This window comes from Streptomyces orinoci, assembly GCF_003121295.1.
GTDB lineage: Bacteria > Actinomycetota > Actinomycetes > Streptomycetales > Streptomycetaceae > Streptomyces > Streptomyces orinoci.
In genome coordinates, this window is sequence record NZ_PHNC01000029.1 from 1529798 (window position 1) to 1547944 (window position 18147).

17 protein-coding genes are annotated in these 18147 nt (G+C 70.3%); 6 read left to right on the forward strand and 11 right to left on the reverse strand.

The window, feature by feature from the left end:
• Positions 1–41 precede the first annotated feature (41 nt).
• Positions 42–743: a DUF3558 domain-containing protein gene (locus tag CV755_RS21825; RefSeq protein ID WP_153068731.1), complete on the forward strand. Its 702-nt coding sequence runs from the start codon at positions 42–44 to the stop codon at positions 741–743.
• 77 nt (positions 744–820) lie between these two features.
• On the opposite strand, the gene lysS is transcribed toward CV755_RS21825, so the two are convergent.
• A complete protein-coding gene (gene lysS / locus CV755_RS21830; RefSeq protein ID WP_193553444.1) occupies positions 821–2584 on the reverse strand; it encodes a lysine--tRNA ligase in 1764 nt (587 codons plus the stop codon).
• Between the two features lie 136 nt (positions 2585–2720).
• Here lysS and argS point away from each other — a divergent pair, with 136 nt between their 5' ends.
• Positions 2721–4487 (forward strand): arginine--tRNA ligase, encoded by a 1767-nt coding sequence (argS, locus tag CV755_RS21835; RefSeq protein ID WP_109281854.1) that lies wholly within the window; start codon positions 2721–2723, stop codon positions 4485–4487.
• On the opposite strand, the gene CV755_RS21840 is transcribed toward argS, so the two are convergent.
• From CV755_RS21840 to CV755_RS21865, 6 genes are all read right to left on the reverse strand, one after another.
• Positions 4484–4927, reverse strand: a complete 444-nt coding sequence (locus CV755_RS21840) for an ATP-binding protein (protein ID WP_109281855.1) — start codon at positions 4925–4927, stop codon at positions 4484–4486. The genes argS and CV755_RS21840 overlap by 4 nt on opposite strands.
• 193 nt (positions 4928–5120) lie before the next feature.
• Positions 5121–6107, reverse strand: a complete 987-nt coding sequence (gene hemB, locus CV755_RS21845; RefSeq protein ID WP_109281856.1) for a porphobilinogen synthase — start codon at positions 6105–6107, stop codon at positions 5121–5123.
• Complete coding sequence (locus CV755_RS21850; RefSeq protein WP_109281857.1) at positions 6104–7756, reverse strand: bifunctional uroporphyrinogen-III C-methyltransferase/uroporphyrinogen-III synthase; 1653 nt, start codon at positions 7754–7756, stop codon at positions 6104–6106. Before CV755_RS21850 ends, hemB begins: the two co-directional genes overlap by 4 nt.
• Positions 7753–8757 carry a hydroxymethylbilane synthase gene (gene hemC, locus CV755_RS21855; protein WP_109281858.1) on the reverse strand — a complete coding sequence of 335 codons (1005 nt, stop codon included), beginning with the start codon at positions 8755–8757 and terminating at the stop codon, positions 7753–7755. The genes CV755_RS21850 and hemC overlap by 4 nt, the downstream gene beginning before the upstream one ends.
• On the reverse strand, positions 8754–10112 hold the full coding sequence (locus CV755_RS21860; protein ID WP_109281859.1) for a glutamyl-tRNA reductase: 1359 nt from the start codon (positions 10110–10112) through the stop codon (positions 8754–8756). The genes hemC and CV755_RS21860 overlap by 4 nt, the downstream gene beginning before the upstream one ends.
• Complete coding sequence (locus CV755_RS21865; protein ID WP_109281860.1) at positions 10109–10870, reverse strand: redox-sensing transcriptional repressor Rex; 762 nt, start codon at positions 10868–10870, stop codon at positions 10109–10111. The genes CV755_RS21860 and CV755_RS21865 overlap by 4 nt, the downstream gene beginning before the upstream one ends.
• 400 nt (positions 10871–11270) lie before the next feature.
• On the opposite strand from CV755_RS21865, the gene CV755_RS21870 reads away from it, so the two are divergent.
• From CV755_RS21870 to CV755_RS21885, 4 genes are all read left to right on the forward strand, one after another.
• Positions 11271–11549 carry a glutaredoxin family protein gene (locus CV755_RS21870; protein WP_109281861.1) on the forward strand — a complete coding sequence of 93 codons (279 nt, stop codon included), beginning with the start codon at positions 11271–11273 and terminating at the stop codon, positions 11547–11549.
• A 98-nt stretch (positions 11550–11647) separates the two neighbouring features.
• The gene (locus tag CV755_RS21875; RefSeq protein WP_109281862.1) at positions 11648–12577 is read left to right on the forward strand and encodes an HAD family hydrolase; all 930 of its coding nucleotides are present in this window, start codon (positions 11648–11650) and stop codon (positions 12575–12577) included.
• 413 nt (positions 12578–12990) lie between these two features.
• Complete coding sequence (locus tag CV755_RS21880; RefSeq protein ID WP_109281863.1) at positions 12991–13803, forward strand: ECF subfamily RNA polymerase sigma factor, BldN family; 813 nt, start codon at positions 12991–12993, stop codon at positions 13801–13803.
• Positions 13804–14029: 226 nt separating this feature from the next.
• On the forward strand, positions 14030–15253 hold the full coding sequence (locus tag CV755_RS21885) for a DUF5667 domain-containing protein (RefSeq protein ID WP_109281864.1): 1224 nt from the start codon (positions 14030–14032) through the stop codon (positions 15251–15253).
• 39 nt (positions 15254–15292) lie between these two features.
• On the opposite strand, the gene CV755_RS21890 is transcribed toward CV755_RS21885, so the two are convergent.
• The 4 genes from CV755_RS21890 to CV755_RS21905 form a co-directional block, all read right to left on the reverse strand.
• Complete coding sequence (locus CV755_RS21890) at positions 15293–16327, reverse strand: lysophospholipid acyltransferase family protein (protein ID WP_109281865.1); 1035 nt, start codon at positions 16325–16327, stop codon at positions 15293–15295.
• 14 nt (positions 16328–16341) lie between these two features.
• Entirely contained in the window at positions 16342–17400 is a 1059-nt protein-coding gene (locus CV755_RS21895) for an NAD-dependent epimerase/dehydratase family protein (RefSeq protein WP_109281866.1), read from the reverse strand.
• A 212-nt stretch (positions 17401–17612) separates the two neighbouring features.
• A complete protein-coding gene (locus CV755_RS21900; RefSeq protein WP_003948845.1) occupies positions 17613–17711 on the reverse strand; it encodes a 30S ribosomal protein bS22 in 99 nt (32 codons plus the stop codon).
• A 110-nt stretch (positions 17712–17821) separates the two neighbouring features.
• The gene (locus CV755_RS21905; RefSeq protein ID WP_154080489.1) at positions 17822–18031 is read right to left on the reverse strand and encodes a helix-turn-helix domain-containing protein; all 210 of its coding nucleotides are present in this window, start codon (positions 18029–18031) and stop codon (positions 17822–17824) included.
• Between the last annotated feature and the right edge of the window lie 116 nt (positions 18032–18147).

Consider the following 18147-nt stretch of genomic DNA (forward strand, 5'->3'; position numbering starts at 1 on the left):
TAGGCAGACACCCCACTCGTCACCGAATGAGCGAAGGACCCATGCACCGACGAACAGCCCCGCGACTCGCCCGAATCCTCGCCTGCGCCGCAGTACCGGTGATGCTCGTCGCCGGCTGCTCCTCCGGCGGCGGCGGTGAGAAGAAGAGCTCGGCCACCCCGTCGGCGACCAGCGCGCCCACCACCGGCGCCGCCACCCCCACGGTCGCCGCGGTGAAGTACCCCAAGACGCCCGACGCCTGTAAGACGCTCTCCGGCAAGACCATCGACGACATGGTCCCCAAGGCGAAGAAGAAGGAGGGCGATGCCCTCCCCGACGGCTGCTTCTGGAACGGCCTCAACGACGAGGACCCCAATGACCTGCAGTACCGCGCCCTGACCGTCTCCCTGAAGAACGTGGGCTCGGACCCCAACCTCGGCTCCGGCGACAAGCGCGCCCAGGAGTACGCGGACAGCCAGGTCCCCAAGATCAGTACCGAGGACGGCGCCAAGAACGCCAAGACCGAAAAGGTCAGCGGCATCGGCGACTGGGCGACCTCCATCAGCACGGTCACCAAGAAGGACGGTGACGAGTTCCAGAACGAGACCGTGGTGGCCCGCACCGCCAATGTGGTGGTCACCGTGAAGTACAGCGGCACCGGCTACCAGGGCGCCAAGGCGCCGGACGCGGGCGATCTGATGAAGAGCGCCAAGGACGCGGCCAAGGAGGCGGTGGCCGCGGTGGCCGCCGCCAACAAGAAGTAGCGCACAGCAAATCATGAAGGGGCCGCCCGGCAATCCGGGCGGCCCCTTCACGTTGAAGCGGTCAAGCGGTCACGCGGCTACGCGCTCAGCAGCTTGCGCACCCGGTCCGCGCCCACCGCCAGCAGCAGCGTGGGCAGCCGGGGACCGGTGTCCCGCCCCACCAGCAGCTGGTAGAGCAGCGCGAAGAAGGCGCGCTGGGCCACCTTGAGCTCCGGGGTGGGCTTGGCCTCCGGGTCCAGGCCGGCCTGGATCTTGGGCACGCCGTAGACCAGGGTGGTCAGCCCGTCCAGCGACCAGTGCTCGTCCAGCCCGTCCAGCAGCAGCCGCAGCGACTCCCGGCCCTGCTCGTCCAGCGAGGCCAGGGTCTCGGTGTCCGGCTCCTCGCGGACGATGGTGCGCGCCTCGGCCGGGACCTGGGTGTTGATCCAGTGCTCGGCGCGGTCCAGCCGGGGCCGGGTCTCGTCCAGCGAGGTGACCGGGTTGGCCGGGTCCAGCTCGCTGAGGATGCGCAGGGTCTGCTCATCGTGCCCGGCGGTGATGTCCACCACCGAGGCCAGCGTGCGGTAGGGCAGCGGGCGCGGGGTGCGCGGCAGCTCACCGGCGGCGGTCCGGGCGGCCCGGGAGTACGCGGCGGCGTCGGCCGGCAGCGCGGTGCCCTCCTCGACCTTGGCCACCAGCTTGTCCCACTCGTCGTAGAGCCGCTGGATCTCCTGGTCGAAGGCGATCTTGAAGGACTGGTTGGGCTTGCGGCGGGCGTACAGCCAGCGCAGCAGCGGCGCCTCCATGATCTTCAGCGCATCGCCCGGGGTGGGCACCCCGCCCTTGGAGGAGGACATCTTGGCCATGCCGCTGATGCCGACAAAGGCGTACATGGGGCCGATGGGCTGCTCGCCGCCGAAGACCTTGCGGACGATCTGGCCGCCGACCACAAAGGAGGAGCCGGGCGAGGAGTGGTCCACTCCGGAGGGCTCGAAGATCACGCCCTCGTAGGCCCAGCGCATCGGCCAGTCCACCTTCCAGACCAGCTTGCCGCGGTTGAACTCGCTCAGCAGGACGGTCTCGGAGTGCCCGCACACACAGGTGTAGGCCAGCTCGGTGGTCTCGTCGTCATAGGAGGTGACCGTGGTCAGGTCGCGCTCGCAGACGCCGCAGTAGGGCTTGTACGGGAAGTAGCCCGCACCGCCCGCGCTGCCGTCGTCCTCGGCGGCCGCGCCGGAGCCCTCCGCCGCCTCCAGCTCCGCCTCATCCACCGGCTTCTGCTGCTTGGCCTTGGGCTTGCCGGTGGCCTTGTCCTTGGTGCGGTACTGGTCGAGGATCGCGTCGATCTCGCCCCGGTGCTTCATGGCGTGCAGGATCTGCTCGCGGTAGACGCCGGAGGTGTACTGCTCGGTCTGGCTGATCGGGTCGTATTCGATGCCCAGCTCGGCCAGCGCCTGGACCATGGCGGCCTTGAAGTGCTCGGCCCAGTTGGGGTACGCGGAGCCGCGCGGCGCCGGGACCGAGGTCAGCGGCTTGCCGATGTGCTCGGCCCAGGACTCGTCGATGCCCTCGACACCCGCCGGAACCTTGCGGTAGCGGTCGTAGTCGTCCCAGGACAGCACATGACGGACCTGGTGGCCCCGGCGCCGGATCTCGTCGGCGACCAGGTGCGGGGTCATGACCTCGCGCAGGTTGCCCAGGTGGATCGGGCCGGACGGGGACAGACCCGAGGCGACGACGATCGGTTTGCCGGGGGCGCGGCGCTCACCTTCGGCGATGACCTCGTCGGCAAATCGGGAGACCCAGTCGGCCTCGGTGCTCTGAGCCTGAGCCACGGCACTTCCTTCCTTACGGTCTGGCATGACCATTCTCCCAGACGGTGCCGCCGCCCCGGGGGTTGCCCGGTGGCCGGGCGGAAACCCAGCTGAGACCGTGGTACACGCATGGGATACTCGGTGCCATCGAATAAACGCCGCCTACCGGAATGGCACCCACCCCATGGCTTCGGTTGACTCCCTCGCTTCCTCGCTCCACCAGCGCATCGCGGACGCCCTGACGGCAGCCCTGCCGGAGGCCGGCGCCGCCGATCCGCTGCTGCGACGCAGCGACCGGGCGGACTTCCAGGCCAATGGCATGCTGGCGCTGGCCAAGAAGCTCAAGGGGAATCCCCGGGAGCTGGCCGCCAAGGTCGTCGAGGGCCTGCCCAAGGGCGAGTTGATCTCCGAGATCGAGGTCTCCGGCCCCGGCTTCCTCAACATCACCGTCTCCGACCGGGCGATCACCGAGACCCTGGCCGCCCGCGCCGCCGATGAGCGGCTGGGCGTGCCGGTCAAGGCCGAGCCGGGCACCACGGTGATCGACTGGGCACAGCCCAATGTCGCCAAGGAGATGCATGTCGGCCATCTGCGCTCGGCGGTGATCGGCGACGCGGTGGTCAAGATCCTTGAGTTCACCGGCGAGAAGGTGATCAGCCGCCACCACATCGGCGACTGGGGAACCCAGTTCGGGATGCTGATCCAGTATCTGATCGAGCACCCGCACGAGTTGGACCACAAGGACGAGCGGGAGGTCTCCGGCGAGGAGGCCATGTCCAACCTCAACCGGCTCTACAAGGCGTCCCGGGCCCTGTTCGACTCCGATGCGGAGTTCAAGGAGCGGGCCCGCCGCCGGGTGGTGGACCTCCAGGCCGGCGATGAGCAGACCCTCGCGCTGTGGCGGCGGTTCGTGGACGAGTCGAAGATCTACTTCTACTCGGTCTTCGACAAGCTGGACATGGACATCCAGGACGAGGACGTGGTCGGCGAGTCCGGCTACAACCACATGCTGGCCGAGACCTGCAAGCTGCTGGAGGAGTCCGGCGTCGCGGTCCGCTCCGAGGGCGCGCTCTGTGTCTTCTTCGAGGACGTCAAGGGCCCGGACGGCAAGCCGGTGCCGCTGATCGTCCAGAAGTCGGACGGCGGTTACGGCTACGCCGCCACCGACCTGTCCGCCATCCGCGACCGGGTGCAGAACCTCGGCGCCGACACCCTGCTGTATGTGGTGGACGCCCGCCAGGCGCTGCACTTCAAGATGGTCTTCGAGACCGCCCGCCGGGCCGGCTGGCTCAACGACCGGGTGCACGCGGTGCAGTTGGCCTTCGGCACCGTCCTGGGCAAGGACGGCAAGCCGTTCAAGACCCGCGAGGGCGAGACCGTCCGGCTGGTGGACCTGCTGGACGAGGCCATCGAGCGGGCCACCGCGGTGGTGCGGGAGAAGGCCGGGAAGGTGGGCCTGAGCGAGCAGGAGATCACCGAGAACGGCCGCTATGTGGGCATCGGCGCGGTGAAGTACGCCGACCTGTCCACCTCGGCGGCCCGCGACTACAAGTTCGACCTGGACCAGATGGTCTCGCTCAATGGCGACACCTCGGTCTACCTCCAGTACGCCTACGCCCGGATCCGCTCCATCATCCGCAAGGCGGAAGGGAGTTCGCCCGCGGCCCACCCGGAGCTGCCGCTGGCGCCCGCCGAGCGCGCCCTGGGCCTGCACCTGGACCAGTTCGGCGAGACCCTGGCGGAGGTCGCGGCGGGTTACGAGCCGCACAAGCTGGCCGCCTACCTCTACCAGCTGTCCTCCCACTTCACCGCGTTCTACGACCAGTGCCCGGTGATCAAGGCCGACACCCCGGAGCAGACGGCCAACCGGCTGTTCCTCTGCGAGCTCACCGCCCGCACCCTGCACCAGGGCATGGAGCTGCTGGGCATCCGCACCCCCGAGCGCCTCTAGGGGACGCGCTGCTGGCGGCGGGCACCCAGCTCGAACCAGATCAACTTGCCTTCCAGCCCCTGGGGTTGGTCGCGCAGGGTGTACCCGCCCCAGCTGTCCGCGCACCACTGGACCAGCTCCAGCCCCCGGCCCTGCTCGGCCTCCTCGTCCGGCCGGGGAGCGGCGTCCAGCGAGGGCAGCCGGGGGTTGGTGTCCCAGACCGCCACCCGCACCCGGTCCCCGTCCCGCTTGACCCGCACCGAGGCCGGGCCGTCGGAGTAGCGGTAGGCATTGGTGACCAGCTCAGAGGTCAGCAGCTCGGCGGTGTCGGCGAGTTCGAGGAAGCCGTGTTCCTCGAAGATGGTGCGCAGGGTGCGCCGGGCGATACACGGCGCCATGGGATCCGACGGAACCTGGAGCGTGTACTCCCAGTCGTCGGCCAGTTCGGGGTCATGACTCACTGCACGCCTCCGTAGCGTAAGCGTCCTGACACGCACGGTAGTCATGTTGAGAGCGACGGCGCCAGACCCACCCCGTTTCCCGGAGACTCGACCTGTGTGGGTGACCCTTGAAGGGCGCCCCGAAGAGGCAGCCCTCCAGGGGCGCGGGGAACTGCGCGACAAGCCCAACTCGGCCCGCACGCAACCAAATAACTCAGCGCAAACGGCGCGCAGCCTCGGTCGCCCAGTACGTCAGGATCATGTTGGCGCCCGCCCGGCGAATCCCGGTCAGCGTCTCAAAGATCGCCGCATCCCGGTCAATCCACCCCTTCTCGGCGGCAGCCTCCACCATCGCGTACTCACCCGAGATCTGGTAAGCGGCCACCGGAACATCCACCGACTCCGCCACCTTGGCAAGAACGTCAAGGTAGGGAAGGGCCGGCTTGACCATCACCATGTCCGCGCCCTCGGCCAGGTCCAGCGCCAGTTCCCGCATGGACTCACGGGAGTTGGCCGGATCCTGCTGGTAGGTCTTGCGGTCACCGGTGAGCGAGGAGGCCACCGCCTCGCGGAACGGGCCGTAGAACGCCGAGGAATACTTGACCGTGTAGGCCAGGATGGCAACGTCCTGATGCCCGGCCTCGTCCAACGCCCGCCGGATGACGCCGACTTGGCCGTCCATCATCCCGCTGGGGCCGACCACATGGACGCCCGCCTCCGCCTGGACCCGGGCCATCTCGGCGTACCGTTCGAGGGTCGCGTCATTGTCCACCCGGCCCCGGGCGTCCAGCACCCCGCAGTGGCCATGGTCGGTGAACTCGTCCAGACAGAGATCGGACATGACGATCAGCTCGTCGCCGACCTCGGCCTTCACATCCCGGATGGCCAGCTGGAGGATGCCCTCCGGGTCGGTGCCCTGGCTGCCGGTCGCGTCCTTGGTCTCGGGCACGCCGAACAGCATGATTCCGCCGACGCCCGCCTCCACGGCCTCCACGGCCGCCTTGCGCAGGGTGTCCCGGGAGTGCTGCACCACACCCGGCATGGACGAGATCGGCACCGGCTCGCTGATCCCCTCCCGGACAAACGCGGGCAGGATCAGCTCGGCCGGGTGCAGCCGGGTCTCGGCCACCATGCGGCGCATGGCGGGGGTGGTGCGCAACCGCCGGGGACGGGCGGCCGGGAACTGTCCGTACGTGCTCAACTGCGTGCCCTTCTACGCGATCCGGGCCGCCGCTCGCTGGGGCGGGTGACCGGGTCGCCGGCCGCCAGCGCGGCATCGCGCCGGGCCGCCCCGAACTCCGCCAGCGCCTCGGCCAGCTTCTGCACCGAGGGCTCGGGCGACAGCACGTCCACCCGCAGGCCGTGCTCCTCCGCCGTCTTGGCGGTGGCCGGGCCGATACAGGCGATGACGGTGACGTTGTGCGGCTTGCCGGCGATGCCGACCAGGTTCCGCACGGTGGAGGAGGAGGTGAACAGCACGGCGTCGAAGCCGCCGCCCTTGATCGCCTCCCGGGTCTCGGCCGGCGGCGGCGAGGCGCGCACCGTCCGGTAGGCGGTGACGTCGTCCACCTCCCAGCCCAGCTCGATCAGACCAGCCACCAGGGTCTCGGTGGCGATGTCCGCCCGCGGCAGGAAGACGCGGTCGATCGGGTCGAAGACCGGGTCATAGGGCGGCCAGTCCTCCAGCAGGCCGGCGGCCGACTGCTCGCCGCTGGGCACCAGGTCCGGCTTGACGCCGAACTCGATCAGCGACTTGGCGGTCTGCTCGCCCACCGCGGCGACCTTGATGCCCGCGAAGGCCCGGGCGTCCAGCCCGTACTCCTCGAACTTCTCGCGCACCGCCTTGACCGCGTTGACCGAGGTGAAGGCGATCCACTCATAGCGCCCGGTGACCAGGCCCTTGACCGCCCGCTCCATCTGCTGCGGGGTGCGCGGCGGCTCCACCGCGATGGTGGGCACCTCGCTGGGCACGGCGCCGTAGGAACGGAGCTGGTCGGAGAGCGAGGCGGCCTGCTCCTTGGTGCGCGGCACCAGGACGTTCCAGCCGAACAGCGGCTTGGACTCGAACCAGGACAGCCTCTCGCGCCGGTCGGCGGCGCTGCGCTCGCCGACCACGGCTATCACCGGCTGGGCGCCGTCCGGCGAAGGCAGCACCTTGGCCGCCTTGAGCACCTGGGCGACCGTGCCCAGGGTGGCGGTCCAGGTGCGCTGGCGGGTGGTGGTGCCCGCCACGGTGACGCTCAGCGGGGTGTCCGGCTTGCGCCCGGCGGCCACCAGCTCACCGGCCGCGGCCACCACCGAGTCCAGCGTGGTGGACACCACGGCGGTCACCTCGCTGGCGCCGACCTCGGACCAGGCGGTGGCCGTGGCGGTACGGGCGTCGAGGAACCGTACATCGCCGCCATGGCCGTCACGCAGCGGCACACCCGCGTAGGCGGGCACCCCGACCGCGGTGGCCACGCCCGGCACCACCTCGAAGGTGATGCCGCCATCGGCGCAGGCCAGCATCTCGTCGGCGGCGTTGCCGTCCAGTCCCGGGTCACCCAGGACCGCACGGACGACCCGCTTGCCGCCGCGCGCAGCCGCCATGACAAGATTGGCCGTGTCCCTGAGTACGGGGACACCGGCGGGCGTTGACGCCTCGTCCGCTGCCGTGGGCACAGGCATGTCCACATGGGCGCGCGCATGCACGCGCACCACATCCAGCACCTGCGGATCGGCGATCAGGACGTCCGCGGCCGCCAGTGCCTCCACGGCGCGCAGCGTCAGCAGTCCCGGGTCTCCGGGGCCGGCACCGAGGAAGGTGACGTGACCCGTTACGGGGTGGTGGTTCGGGGCGGTGGGGTTCAAAGTGCTCGCTCCCCCATAAGACCGGCCGCGCCCTTGTCCAGCATCTCGGCCGCGAGTTCGCGACCGAGCGCCAGCGCGTCCTGGTGGGACACGGGCACGGGACCGGTGGTGGACAGCTGCACCAGCGTGGAGCCGTCGGTGGTGCCGACGACGCCGCGCAGGCGCAATTCGGTGACAGCCTGCCCGTCGCCATTGGGGCCTCCCCTGCTCGAGCGAAGTCGAGAGCTTGGGGAAAAGTCGGCCAACGCACCCACGGGTGCGGAGCAGCCGGCCTCCAGGGCGGCGAGCAGAGAGCGCTCGGCCGTGACGGCGGCCCGGGTGTACGGGTCGTCGAGCTCGGCGAGTGCGGCGGCGAGCGGTGCGTTGGTCGAAGCGCACTCGATCGCCAGGGCCCCCTGGCCGGGGGCGGGCAAAACCATGTCGGTCTCCAGGTGCTGGGTCGCCTCGCCGATCCGGCCGATCCGGTTCAGCCCGGCGGCGGCCAGCACCACGGCGTCCAGCTCGCCCTTGGCAACAAAGCCCAGACGGGTGTCGATATTGCCCCGGATCGGGACCGTCTCGATCTCCAGACCCAGCTGGCGCGCCCAGGCGTTGAGCTGTGCCATCCGGCGCGGCGAGCCGGTGCCGACCCGGGCGCCCCTGGGCAGTTCCTCGAAGCGCAGGCCGTCACGGGCCACCAGCACATCGCGCGGGTCCTCGCGGACCGGCACGGCGGCCAGGTTCAGCTCCTCGGGCTGCGCGGTGGGCAGGTCCTTGAGCGAGTGCACCGCGAAGTCGATCTCCCCGGCGAGGAGCGCGTCCCGCAGCGCGGTGACAAACACGCCGGTGCCGCCGATCTGCGCCAGCGCCGCACGCGAGACATCACCGAAGGTGGTGATCTCCACCAGTTCGACCGGGCGTCCGGTGATCCGGCGCACCGCCTCGGCGACCTGGCCGGACTGGGCCATCGCCAGTTGGCTGCGCCTGGTGCCCAGGCGCAGGGGGGTAATGGTGCCGTTCATGCCGACTCCCGTGCTGTGTTGCGCAGTTGTGCGTTGCGGGTATCGGCCCGGCTGACGGCGGCCACCGTCTGCGGGTCGAGATCGAACAGTTCCCGGAGGGCGTCGGCATAGCCGGCGCCGCCGGGGGTGGCGGCCAGCTCCTTCACCCGCACCGTGGGCGCGTGCAGCAGCTTGTCCACGACCCGGCGCACCGTCTGGGCGATCTCCGCGCGTTGCTTGTCGTCCAGGCCGGGCAGCCGCCCGTCCAGCCGGGCGATCTCGCTCGCCACCACATCGGCGGCCATGGTGCGCAGGGCCACCACGGTGGGGGTGATGTGCGCGGCCCGCTGGGCGGCGCCGAAGGCGGCCACCTCCTCGGCGACGATGGAGCGCACCTGATCGACATCGGCCGCCATGGGCGCGTCCGCGGACGCCTCCGCGAGCGTCTCGATGTCCACCAGGCGGGCCCCGGCCAGCCGGTGCACCGCGGCGTCGATGTCGCGCGGCATGGCCAGGTCGAGCAGGGCCAGCGGGCCGCGCCCGGTGACCGCCCGCTCCATGGCGTCCACGGTGAGCACCAGGCCGGTGGCACCGGTGCAGGAGACCACGATGTCGGCCAGCGCCAACTCATCGGGCACACAGGACATTTGGATTGCCGTGGCGGTGCAGCCCGGGCCGCCCGGCTCGGTGAGGATGGCGGCCAGCCGTTCGGCCCGCTCCAGGGTCCGGTTGGCGATGGCCACATGAGCCACTCCGGCCCGCGCCAGGGTGGCGGCGGCCAGCGAGGACATCGAGCCCGCGCCGATCACCAGCGCCCGCTTGCCCTTGGCCCAGTCGGCCACCGGCTCCCCGGCGGCCAGCTGCTCCAGGCCGAAGGTCACCAGCGACTGCCCGGCCTTGTCGATGCCGGTCTCGCTGTGCGCCCGCTTGCCCACCCGGAGGGCCTGCTGGAAAAGGTCGTTGAGCAGCCGCCCGGCGGTGTGCAGCTCCTGGCCCAGGGCCAGCGCGTCCTTGATCTGCCCGAGGATCTGGCCCTCGCCGACCACCATCGAGTCCAGCCCGCAGGCCACCGAGAACAGATGGTGGACGGCCCGGTCCTCGTAGTGCACATAGAGGTACGGAGTGAGTTCGTCCAGCGGCACCCCGCTGTGCTTGGCCAGCAGGGTGGACAGCTCGGCGACACCGGCGTGGAACTTGTCCACATCGGCGTAGAGCTCAATGCGGTTGCAGGTGGCCAGCACCGCCGCCTCGGTGGCGGGCTCGGCGGCGAGGGCGTCATGCACCAGCGCGGCCCGCGCCTCAGGGGCGAGGGCGGCCCGCTCCAGCACGCTCACCGGCGAACTGCGGTGGCTGAGACCGACGACAAGAAGACTCATGCCGGCATCACCGCGGGGATCTCCCCGTCCGGTCCCTTCCCGCCCTCGGGCGCACGCACCTCGGCACGCGGCTGCCCGGCGGAAGGCATGGACTCCTCACCGGCCTTGCGCTGCTCATGGAAGGCCAGGATCTGCAGCTCGATCGACAGATCGACCTTGCGTACATCCACGCCCTCCGGAACGGAGAGCACGGTGGGCGCGAAGTTGAGGATGGAGGTGACCCCGGCCGCCACCAGCCGGTCGCACACCTGCTGCGCGGCCCCGGCCGGGGTGGCGATCACGCCGATGGAGACCCCGTTCTCGGTGATGATCGACTCGAGTTCATCGGTGTGCCGCACCGGAAGCCCGGCCACCGGCTTGCCCGCCATGGCCGGGTCGGCGTCGATCAGCGCCGCGACCCGGAAGCCACGGGAGGCGAAGCCGCCGTAATTGGCCAGCGCCGCACCGAGGTTACCGATGCCGACGATCACAACCGGCCAGTCCTGGGTCAGGCCGAGCTCGCGGGAGATCTGGTAGACGAGGTACTCCACGTCATAGCCGACCCCGCGGGTGCCATAGGAGCCGAGGTAGCTGAAGTCCTTGCGCAGCTTGGCGGAGTTGACGCCCGCCGCGGCCGCCAGCTCCTCGGAGGAGACGGTGGGCACCGAGCGCTCGGAGAGCGCGGTCAGTGCGCGCAGATACAGCGGAAGCCGGGCGACGGTGGCCTCGGGAATCCCTCGGCTTCGGGTCGCCGGTCGGTGAGTTCGGCCAGTTGCCACGGTGCTCCTGCGGGTAGCGCGGGGCTTAAGGCGGCGCCTCGTCCCAGGACCGCCCCGTCGAACGCAGGCTATGCCTTTGTGAACGCGTGCACAAAGATGGTGTCCGCTTTGTCCGGGCAAAGTGATGGGTCTCACGCGAGCTTTCGGCCCGGTCCGGGAACCGCGGACGGTGCACCGGGACACGGGCGCTCACTCCTCACGCTTATCCCCCGGACACCAACAAATCGCCACACGATAGTAGTCGACTCAGGCACCTATACGTACGGCCCGCAGCCGCCAACGGCGCCCGCCCCCCACACACAAGCGAGCCCAACCTCCCGGACAAGCTCAACGGGTGGTGCGCGGGTGGGGCAGCGCCGCAGGCGAAACGCACCCGCACCCGACCACGCACAATGACTGCATGAGCCCCCTACTGCGCCGCACCCCCCGCAAAAACCCCGAAGACCACCTGGTCACCCTCGTCGGCAAACCGGACTGCCACCTCTGCGAGACCGCCGAGCAGACCATCGCCGAGGTCTGCGCCGAGCTCGGCACCCCCTGGGAGAAGAAGGACATCACCCAGGACCAGGAGCTCCACCGCAAGTACTGGGAGCAGATCCCGGTCATCCTGATCGACGGCGAACAGCACGACTTCTGGCGCGTGGACCCGGCCCGCCTGCGCAAAGCCCTCACCCGCTGACCTACCGGCCGGACAGTAACGCTACCGACGCGTAAAGTTCACGTCACCGAGAAGCACACACTCCAAGCCCCCCGAACAAAGTGACTATGCTCCGGTGCATGGCCGCACTCGCATGGCTCACCAGTCGCCGCCGTTTCGCCACCGCCCGCAGCGTACGGGCCGGCGAGGCCGCCGCTGAGGCAGCCCGCAAGTCCGCGCAGGAGCAGGAGGAAGCCCGGCCCCCGGAGCCGGCCGAGCCTCAGTTCCCGGTCGTCGGCGACGCCAGGGCCGCCGCCTTCTTCGACCTGGACAACACGATCATGCAGGGCGCGGCCATGTTCCACTTCGGCCGTGGCCTCTACAAGCGCCACTTCTTCGGCAAGCGCGACCTGGCCCGCTTCGCCTGGCAGCAGGCCTGGTTCCGGCTGGCCGGCATCGAGGACCCCGAGCACATCCAGGACGCCCGCGACAGCGTGCTGTCCATCGTCAAGGGCCACCGGGTCTCCGAGCTGATGACCATCGGCGAGGAGATCTACGACGAGTACATGGCCGAGCGCATCTGGCCCGGCACCCGCGCCCTGGCCCAGGCCCACCTGGACGCCGGGCAGAAGGTCTGGCTGGTCACCGCCGCCCCCGTGGAGACCGCCACCATCATCGCCCGCCGCCTGGGCCTGACCGGCGCCCTGGGCACCGTCGCCGAGTCCGTCGGCGGCGTCTACACCGGCAAGCTGGTCGGCGAGCTGCTGCACGGCCCGGCCAAGGCCGAGGCGGTCCGCGCCCTGGCCGCCGCCGAGGGCCTGGACCTGGACCGCTGCGCCGCCTACAGCGACTCCGCCAACGACATCCCGATGCTCTCCCTGGTCGGCCACCCGCACGCGGTCAACCCCGACGCCCGGCTGCGCCGGCATGCCCGCGAGCACGGCTGGCGGGTGCGCGACTACCGCACCGGCCGCAAGGCGGCCCGGATCGGCATCCCGGCCGCGGTCGGCCTGGGCGCCCTGGGCGGCGCCGCCGCCGTAGCCCTCGCCGTCCACCGCCGCCGCCGCTGACCGTACGGCCCGTACGGGCCACCCCGCACACCCCATCACCGGATCGGGCGACCGCCCGGGTCACGGTCGGCCACCCATCCGGATACTTACCGTAACTGCCGCCTCCCGGCAGGCAATCCGGTTTTCATACCCCACTGACGCGCCGCCAGTCCTGCCCTGCCCGGATTGCCACAACACGCTGCCCAATCGACCACACCACGAACAAAGTTGGTCAACTCCCATACGCAGTTCGATATTTGATCAACCCCCAAGTGGCGACAGACCGAACGGAAACGATGATTTGAGCAACTCGGCGTAGCGCTGCCTGTACGAAGGGTTATTCTCCTCAGACGCAAACCGGTCCCTCGCTTGTCCCTACGAGGAGTGAACGGTCCGGTACTGCACGTGATGGAAGCTCTGCCTCTGGGAGTCCCGTGTACCCACACGTCGGGGTTGACGCCTCGGGCCTGGCTACGCTGCGCGCAGCGGTCCTCGACCGTCTGCGCGGCTTCGTCCCCACCGCGTACGCCGTCCCCGCCTTTGCCACGCTCGCCCCCTCCGTAGCAGCCGGCCCGGCCTTCGGGCAGCGGAGCCCCTGCTACGCCCTCGCCGAGGGCGGTGCCGCGGTCGGCAGACGCGCCCGCCGCGGCACCGGCACGGGGGCCACCACCACCGCCCGCCGCCCGAGCGCCGACAGCGACAGCGCCCGGATGCTCGATCTGGTCGAGCGCGCCCAGGCCGGCGAGGCCGAGGCATTCGGCCGACTCTACGACCAGTACGCCGACACCGTTTACCGCTACATCTACTACCGGGTGGGCGGCCGGGCCACCGCCGAAGACCTCACCAGCGAGACGTTCCTGCGCGCCCTGCGCCGCATCGGCACCTTCACCTGGCAGGGCCGCGACTTCGGCGCCTGGCTGGTGACCATCGCCCGCAACCTGGTGGCCGACCACTTCAAGTCGTCCCGCTTCCGGCTGGAAGTGACCACCGGCGAGATGCTCGACGCCAACGAGGTCGAGCGCTCCCCCGAGGAGTCCGTCCTCGAATCCCTTTCCAACGCCGCCCTGTTGGAGGCGGTGCGCAAGCTCAACCCCCAGCAGCAGGAGTGCGTCACCCTGCGTTTCCTCCAGGGCCTGTCGGTCGCCGAGACCGCCCGGGTCATGGGCAAGAACGAGGGCGCCATCAAGACCCTCCAGTACCGCGCGGTACGCACCCTCGCCAGACTTCTCCCGGACGACGCCCGCTGACGCCCGCCGGTCCGCGTCCCCCTCCGGGGCCCGTAATCCACCCGCGGGCGCGCACCTCGCCCGCGTCGCGTAACCCGACTGCCACGCCGCTCGTTGTCCGGGATGCAGACTTCCCGCGCTCGCGCCATGCCCGCAATCACTCACTCGATCGAGTGGATGCCCTCAAGGCGTGCAACCTCCAGGTGTTCAGGGGAGTCGATCGTCATGACGAGAGGAGGTGCCGCCCGTGATCGCGAATGTATCGGCGCACCGGCGGGCGAACGCCTTCGCCCAAGCCCTGGAAGACCGGAAGCTCCAGGACGCGGCGGCCGCACGGCCCGGCCCGGCAGCGGATACGGCGGCGGATTCCCCGGCCCCGCCGGGCGGCGAACAGGGCAAGCTGCTGGCTCTGGCCGATGGGCTCGCCCAGCTGCCTGCCCCGGAGCTTGATCCCGAGGTCAAGACCGTGCAGCGGGCCCGGCTGATCGCCGCCATGGAAGCCCAGTTCGCCGGTGGCGCCGCCGTTCCCGAGCAGCGCGGCAGCAAATCCGGCGGCCGGGGCGCCCACCGGGCGAGCACGCTGGGCCGGCTGAAGCCCCGCTCCCGCTGGTCCAAGGGCCTGGCGGCCGGCGGTCTCACCGTGGGTGTGGCGGCCGGGGCGTTCGGCGGAGTGGCCGCCGCCAGTTCCAACGCCCTGCCGGGCGACACCCTCTACGGCCTCAAGCGCGGCATGGAAGACCTCAAGCTGGGCCTCGCCGACAGCGACTCCGAGCGCGGCGAGATCCTGCTGGACCAGGCGTCCACCCGGCTCTCCGAGGCCCGCCGCCTGATGGAGCGCGGCCGCTCCGGCCCGCTGGACCATGAGTCGCTCAGCGAGATCCGCCGGACCCTCTCCGGTATGCGCCATGACGTCTCCGAGGGCCACCGGCTGCTGCGCGGCGCCTTTGAGCGCGATGGCTCACTGGCCCCGATGCGGCTGCTGTCCTCCTTCACCGCCTCCCACCAGGAGGGCTGGAGCCAGCTGCGCGACCGGCTGCCGCTCCCCCTCAATGATGTGAAGGAGCAGGTGAGTTCGGCCTTCAAGGCCATAGACGATGATGTCCAGCCGCTGCAGTCGCTGCTGCACGGCACCGGCAGGCAGGACGCCCACGGCAAGCCGGAGACCCCGGCCCGGCACGGTGCCCCGGGCAGCGCCGGGCACAGCGCCCCGGCGCCCCGTACCTCGCAGAGCACGGACGGCAGGCAGCCCGGCGGCCAGTCCGCCCAGCCGTCCAGCGGTGCTCATGAGGACCACGACGGTCTGCTCGGCCCCGGCGGGCTGCTGCACCCGCCCAACTCGGGTGAGAGCTCCGGCACTTCGGGCTCGGCGCACGGCAAGGAGGAGAAGTCCAGGCAGCCGGACATCACCATCCCGCCGATCCTGCCCAATGTCCTCCCGGGGCTGGGCCTGCAGGGCGAGGACGCCAAGTAGCCCACCGGCGGCGGTCGGTGTTCTTCCGGGCCATCCGGCTCAGAAGAACACCGACCGCCGCTGTACGAGCAGCTTGTAGAGGGTGTGCTGAATCGTTTCCCGCACCTGGTCGGTGAGGTTGAACATCAGCATGGGATCGTCCGCCGCCTCCGCCGGATAGCCATCGGTGGGAATCGGCTCACCGAACTGGATGGTCCACTTCGTCGGCAGGGGCACCAGCCCCAGCGGCCCCAGCCAGGGCCAGGTCGGCGTCAGCGGGAAATACGGAAAGCCGAACAGCCGGGCCACCGTCCTGGAGTTGCCGAGCATCGGATAGATCTCCTCGGCCCCGACAATGGAGCAGGGCACGATCGGCGCCCCCGCGCGCAGCGCCGTGGAGACAAAGCCGCCCCGCCCGAAGCGCTGCAGCTTGTACCGCTCGGAGAACGGCTTGCCGATCCCCTTGAAGCCCTCCGGCATCACCCCCACCACCTCGCCGCGCTCCAGCAGCTGCTGGGCGTCCTCGGCGCAGGCCAGGGTGTGCCCCAGCTTGCGGGAGATCTCATTGATGCCCGGCAGCATAAACACCAGGTCCGCGGCGAGCATCCGCAGATCCCGGCCGGCCGGATGGTGGTCGTGCACCGCCACCTGCAGCATCAGCCCGTCCACCGGCAGCGTCCCGGAGTGGTTGGCGACCACCAGGGCCGCGCCCTTCTCCGGGATGTTCTCGATGCCGCGTACCTCCACCCGGAAGTACTTCTCGTAGAACGGGCGCAGCGCCGACATCACCACCTGGTCGGTGAGCTCCTTGTCGAAGCCGAAGTCATCGACCTCGTAGTCACCGGTGATCCGGCGGCGCAGGAAGTTCAGCCCATGCGCCACCTTCCGTTCCCAGCCCCCGCCGCCCTCCTGCGGCGGCCCCTCCACGGGCGTAGCGGGCTCCTCGGACTCCGGACGGCCGCCGGACTCCGGACGGGGCGCCGGGACGGGCGTCAGGGACGCCGCCCGCTTGGTGCGGCCGGGGGCCGGGGAGCGCCTGCCGCGCCGCTTGGTGCGCGGTTCCTCGCCGAACGGGATGACCTTCGCATCCGCCATGGTGCGTGCGCTCCTCACTTAAGGCCGCGGCCGGCAGGCAGTGCCACGGCGATTCGGTCGGCGATCCGGTCAACGGTACGGGCGAGGGTCTCGGGCGGCAGCAGTCCGGCGCCCCGGCTGCGGGCGAAGTCGGCGAAGGCCTCGGGCGTGGTGTACCGGGGGTGGAAGCCCAGCGTCTCCCGCATCTGACGGGTCTCCACCACCCGGCCATGGGTGAGCAGCCGGATCTGTTCGGGGGAGAAGTCCAGCACCCTGGCCGAGCGCAGCGCGGAGCCGAACCAGGTGACGGTCGGCAGGAAGAACGGCAGGGTGGGGCGCCCCAGCCGCCTGGCGGCCTGGGAGAGCAGCAGCACACCGTCGCCCGCGATATTGAAGGTGCCGCTGTTCAGGGTGCCCCTGGCCGGCTCGCCCGCGGCGATCCTCAGCACCTCGATGGCGTCGTCCTCGTGGACGAACTGCAGCCTGGGGTCGAAGCCCAGGACGGTGGGGAGGACGGGCAGCGAGAAGTACTGGGCCAGCGGCGAGTCCGCACAGGGCCCCAGGATGTTGGCGAACCGCAGCACACACACCGCCACATCCGGCCGGCGGCGCGCGAAGCCGCGCACATAGCCCTCGATCTCCACCACGTCCTTGGCGAAGCCGCCGCTGGGCAGCGACTTGGGCGGGGTGGTCTCGGTGAAGATCGCGGGATCGCGGGGCGCCGAACCGTACACCGTGGTACTGGACTTGACGACCAGCCGCTTGACGGAAGGGGTCTTCTGGCAGGCGCCCAGCAGCTGCATGGTGCCGATGACATTGGTCTCCTTGACCATGGTCCGGCTGCCGCGCTTGCCCAGGGGCGTGCCATTGACGTCCATGTGGACCACGGTGTCCACACAATGCTCCGCCAGCAGGCGGGCGATGGTGGGCTGGCGGATGTCCGCCCGTACGAATTCGGCCCCGCCGAGGTGGTGCTCGGGTGGCACCGCGTCCACCCCGATGACCCGGTCCACCCCGGGTTCACGTTGGACGCGACGGACGAAGCGGCCGCCCAGCTGGCGCGCGACTCCCGTGACGAGCACGACCTTGCCCAAGATCAGCGCCTCCCCTTCCCTGCGGGTACTCCCCGGCCACCGCGAGGGCCCTGTGGCGGCCACCGTAGCGGCTCGTTGTTGCGCTGTGATGACCGCCCGCTGCACCGAGCGACATTTCAAGCCGTGGCGAGCACCTCACACATCGCAACGCACCGCAGCCCTCCCACCGCCGAGACGATGGGAGGGCTGCGGGTGGAACACAGCTGCGCTGCTTACTTCTTGTTGCGGCGCTGAACGCGAGTGCGCTTGAGCAGCTTGCGGTGCTTCTTCTTGGCCATCCGCTTGCGCCGCTTCTTGATAACAGAGCCCACGACTACCCTCGCTTACATCGATTCACTCGGTGCGGGGCGTCCGAGCCCACACGACCTACATCGGGCCAGCCTACCCGGCACCGGGCGAACAGCGTAATCCGAGGTCCTCGTCAGGCGGTTTCCACCCCCACAAAAGACTCACGGAGGTACTCGTGAACCGCCTGCTCTGGGACCCGGAAGGACCTTCCCACCCGGATCGCCGGCAGATGACCACTGTGCACCAAGCGGTACACGGTCATCTTGGACACGCGCATCACCGCGGCGACTTCCGCCACGGTCAGGAACACGACCTCGTTGAGAGGCCTTTCGCCAGCAGCCATGACACACCTGAACCTTCCGCACATGGACGCGCACCGGCTTCCCCTCCGGTGACTCCTCGTCGCCGCGCGCTCACTCCCCAGATTAGGGGCGGGTGATGCGAGTGGGGAAGAGGAGC

Coding starts and splice junctions, on each gene's coding strand:
- CV755_RS21825 (WP_153068731.1), top strand. CDS start 42: ATGCACCGACGAACAGCCCCGCGACTCGCCCGAATCCTCGCCTGCGCC.
- CV755_RS21905 (WP_154080489.1), bottom strand. CDS start 18,031: ATGGCTGCTGGCGAAAGGCCTCTCAACGAGGTCGTGTTCCTGACCGTG.
- CV755_RS21875 (WP_109281862.1), top strand. CDS start 11,648: ATGGCCGCACTCGCATGGCTCACCAGTCGCCGCCGTTTCGCCACCGCC.
- hemC (WP_109281858.1), bottom strand. CDS start 8,757: ATGAACGGCACCATTACCCCCCTGCGCCTGGGCACCAGGCGCAGCCAA.
- argS (WP_109281854.1), top strand. CDS start 2,721: ATGGCTTCGGTTGACTCCCTCGCTTCCTCGCTCCACCAGCGCATCGCG.
- lysS (WP_193553444.1), bottom strand. CDS start 2,584: ATGCCAGACCGTAAGGAAGGAAGTGCCGTGGCTCAGGCTCAGAGCACC.
- CV755_RS21870 (WP_109281861.1), top strand. CDS start 11,271: ATGAGCCCCCTACTGCGCCGCACCCCCCGCAAAAACCCCGAAGACCAC.
- CV755_RS21890 (WP_109281865.1), bottom strand. CDS start 16,327: ATGGCGGATGCGAAGGTCATCCCGTTCGGCGAGGAACCGCGCACCAAG.
- CV755_RS21860 (WP_109281859.1), bottom strand. CDS start 10,112: ATGAGTCTTCTTGTCGTCGGTCTCAGCCACCGCAGTTCGCCGGTGAGC.